The following is a 3,183-nucleotide window of genomic DNA, read 5'->3' as shown; positions in this document are numbered from 1 at the left end:
GGGAGAGGTCCAGGCCCAGCAGACGGGCGTGCGGCGCGAGCGCGTGCGCCTCGACGAGCGTGGTGCCCGCGCCGCAGCACGGATCCAGCACCGTGACCGGCCTCCGCTCGTCCCCCAGGCCCGCCAGGCGGGCCATCGCCGCGGCCAGCGGCGGGTGCAGCGTGCCCGGCACCGAGCCCAGCTTGTACGGCCTGCGGTGCAGCGGCCGGTCACCGGCCCGCAGGGCGATCAGCGCCCGGTCACCTTCGATCGTGACCCGCCAGGCCATCGACCCCTCGGGCGGCACCCGGCCGCCGCGCCGCGCGTGGTAGCGCAGCCCGAGCAGCCCGGCCAGCGCCCCGCCGACCGTGTCCTCGATGTCGAAGCGCGTGTACGAGCGGCGCCCCACGAACGACGCCGACACCTCGATCCCCGGTACCTCGACCCGCGGCACCTCTACCCCCACGAGCCGCCTGAGCTTGGCGAGCCCCTCGACGTCGACATCGCGGCCCGCGGCCGAGGCCAGGCGGCGCAGGGAGGCCCTGTCGCGCCCGATCCCGTCCACGACGGCCGCCGCCAGCAGCACGTCGTCGGCCGTCCGCAGCCCCAGCAGCCGCGGCCCCGGCGCGGCCACCTCGAACCACACCTCGCGGTGGCGCAGCCCCCGCACCTCGCCGCCCGACCGGCGGATCTCCGCGGCCACCAGGGGCTCGATGCCACGCACCGCCCTGGCCACGGCAAACGTATGCACGTGTCCTTCTCCCACGTCGCGACCCGGGACGGCGGCCGGCCGTCCCGCATCGCCGGCGGTGGGTCATCCGCGGCCCGCCGGCGGGTCGCTAACGCAGGAAGAAGAAGTACACGCGGTCACCCTAGCGACCCGCCCAGGGCGGAGCCACCGAATTCCGGCCATGTACGTACGGCGTACGTCATAACCATTGACGTGGAAGGCCCCCTTTCCGAATGATGGCCTCATGAGCGCCGTCGAGTTCGATCTGTCCGAAAGGGACTTCTGGGCCAGGCCCATGGCCGAGCGGGAGGAGGCGTTCGACCGGCTGCGGGCCCTCGGCGCGCCGGTCTTCTTCGAGGAGATGGAGGTCTCCTTCGCGCCCAGGGGACCGGGCTACTACGCGCTGGTCAGGCACGCCGACATCCTGGAGGCCAGCCGCAACCCGGAGGTCTTCTCCTCGGGCGACGGCGGCGCGACGAACATCCCCGACATGCCCGCCGAGTTCGCCGAATACTTCGGCTCCATGATCAACATGGACGACCCGCGCCACGCGCGCCTGCGCCGGATCGTCTCCCGCGCCTTCACCCCCAAAATGATCAAGCAGTTCGAGGCGGACGTGGAGGCGGCCGCCGGGGAGATCGTGGACGACCTGCTGGCCAAGGGCCCCGGCGGCGACTTCGTCACGGACGTCGCCGCCCGGCTGCCCCTGAAGATCATCTGCGACATGATGGGCATTCCGGAGCGCGACTACCAGTTCGTCTTCGAGCGCTCCAACCTCATCCTCGGCGGCTTCGACCCCGAGTACTCCGGTGGCGACCTGACCAGCATCGCCGAACGCCTGCTCACCGCCGGCATGGAGCTCCAGCAACTCGTGCAGGACCTGGCCGCCTACCGCGCCGACCACCCCACCGGCGACCTGACCTCCTCGCTGGTCAACGCCAACATCGACGGGGAGCGGCTGACGATGCAGGAGCTGGGGTCGTTCTTCATCCTGCTCGTGGTGGCGGGCAACGAGACCACCCGCAACGCGATCTCGTACGGGCTGCGCCTGCTCACCAAGAACCCCGACCAGCGCGCGCTCTGGCTGCGGGACGTCGACGGCCACGCGCCCCGCGCGGTGGAGGAGATCGTCCGGTTGGCGTCACCGGTGAACTTCATGCGCCGCAAGGTCACCAGGGACTTCGAGATGAACGGCCACCTCTACCCCAAGGGCCGGAAGGTCGTCCTGTTCTACTGGGCGGCCAACAGGGACCCCGAGGTCTTCGCGGACCCGTACAGGTTCGACATCACCCGCGACCCGAACCCGCACGTGGGCTTCGGTGGGCCGGGGCCGCACTTCTGCCTGGGCGCGCACCTGGCCCGGCGCGAGATCACGCTCATGTTCCGCGAGCTGCTGCGGCGGGTCCCGCACATCGAGGGCGGCCGGCCCGACCGCCTCCACAGCAGCTTCATCAACGGCATCAAGCACATGGAGTGCGTGTTCTGAGCGGTGCTACGAGCCCGCGGTCATCTTGAGCCCCTTGACCACCGTGTGGATGTCCGGCATGAGCTGCTTGCCGGTGGACGGGATCGACATGTAGACGATCGCCGGGACGTCGTTGCCGGTGTTGATGGCGGCGGTGACGATGGTGGCCTTCTGGGTGGACGAAGTCAGCGAGTAGGCGATGAGACGGCCCGACGCCCCGCCGATCCGCAGCTGCTGCTGGGCGATCTTGCGGACCTTGTTGTCCGGCGGGAAGAAGCGCTTGCGGGCGTTCACCACGACCTGCTTGATCACCGGTTCGAGGTTGGTCTGGGAGGTGTAGGACGAGGCCATCCTGGCCGGCAGCGGGCCGGTGAGCAGCTGGGCGAAGGTGTCCGGGCCGGTCCTGGCGAACTGCCGGGTGTCGAAGCCGTACGTGCCCTGGACGGTCGGCCGCTGGTCGAGCTGCCACGTCCCGCCCAGGCGCGGAACGGTGATGCCGGCCGCGGCGTCCTGCACGGTGCCCACCACCGGGGCCGCCTTGCCGCGATACTTCGGCAGTGGGCCGATCGAGGTGGCGGGCTTGGCGGAGCCGGCGGTGCCCGAGGGGGTCGGCGTGGCCGAGGCCACGGGGGCGGCCCGCGGTGTCTCGCCCGCCAAGGGGCCGGCCATGAACGCCCAGGTGAGCGTCCCGACGAGGGCGACGGCCACCGAGCCCGCCAGGGCGTAGATCCAGATGGGCTTGCCCTGCTCCTCCAGCTGTTCGGGCTCCTCGCCGATGGCCTGGTAGTTCTCGCCGAAGACGGTGTTCCAGAGTTCCTGCTGGCGCTCGGGGGGCGGGGTGCGCGAGCCGCTGATCTGCCCGGCCGTCACGAACGGGCGGTCGGGGTCGGAGGGGTCGCGGCTGAGGTTCGCGCCCGGCCTGGAGCGGTCGGAGTGCCGACCCTCGCCGGGAGGCGCCTGGCCGGGGCCGCCGGCCACGCGCTCGTCGCCGGGGTGCCCGTGGCCCCGC

General features: G+C 71.8%; 2 protein-coding genes and 1 pseudogene. 1 reads left to right on the top strand and 2 read right to left on the bottom strand.

The genetic code is table 11. The features are described 5' to 3' along the window. Window positions 1-730 (bottom strand): annotated as a pseudogene (locus DQW85_RS25415) (methyltransferase domain-containing protein); the annotation flags it as partial. 223 nt (window positions 731-953) lie between these two features. On the opposite strand from DQW85_RS25415, the gene DQW85_RS25410 reads away from it, so the two are divergent. Next, the gene (locus tag DQW85_RS25410; RefSeq protein ID WP_113702489.1) at window positions 954-2,195 is read left to right on the top strand and encodes a cytochrome P450; all 1,242 of its coding nucleotides are present in this window, start codon (window positions 954-956) and stop codon (window positions 2,193-2,195) included. A gap of 6 nt (window positions 2,196-2,201) precedes the next feature. On the opposite strand, the gene DQW85_RS25405 is transcribed toward DQW85_RS25410, so the two are convergent. After that, on the bottom strand, window positions 2,202-3,183 hold a 982-nt coding region (locus DQW85_RS25405), incomplete at its 5' end, for a hypothetical protein (RefSeq protein ID WP_162795366.1).

The sequence above is a fragment of the Nonomuraea lactucae genome, assembly GCF_003313395.1.
In the GTDB taxonomy this organism is placed as follows: domain Bacteria; phylum Actinomycetota; class Actinomycetes; order Streptosporangiales; family Streptosporangiaceae; genus Nonomuraea; species Nonomuraea lactucae.
The sequence above is the reverse complement of the archived record's forward strand: the minus strand, read 5'-3'. Positions and strand labels throughout refer to the sequence as shown.

Excerpts from the sequence above, each read along its gene's own strand:
- DQW85_RS25410 (WP_113702489.1), top strand. The coding sequence starts at position 954 with ATGAGCGCCGTCGAGTTCGATCTGTCCGAAAGGGACTTCTGGGCCAGG.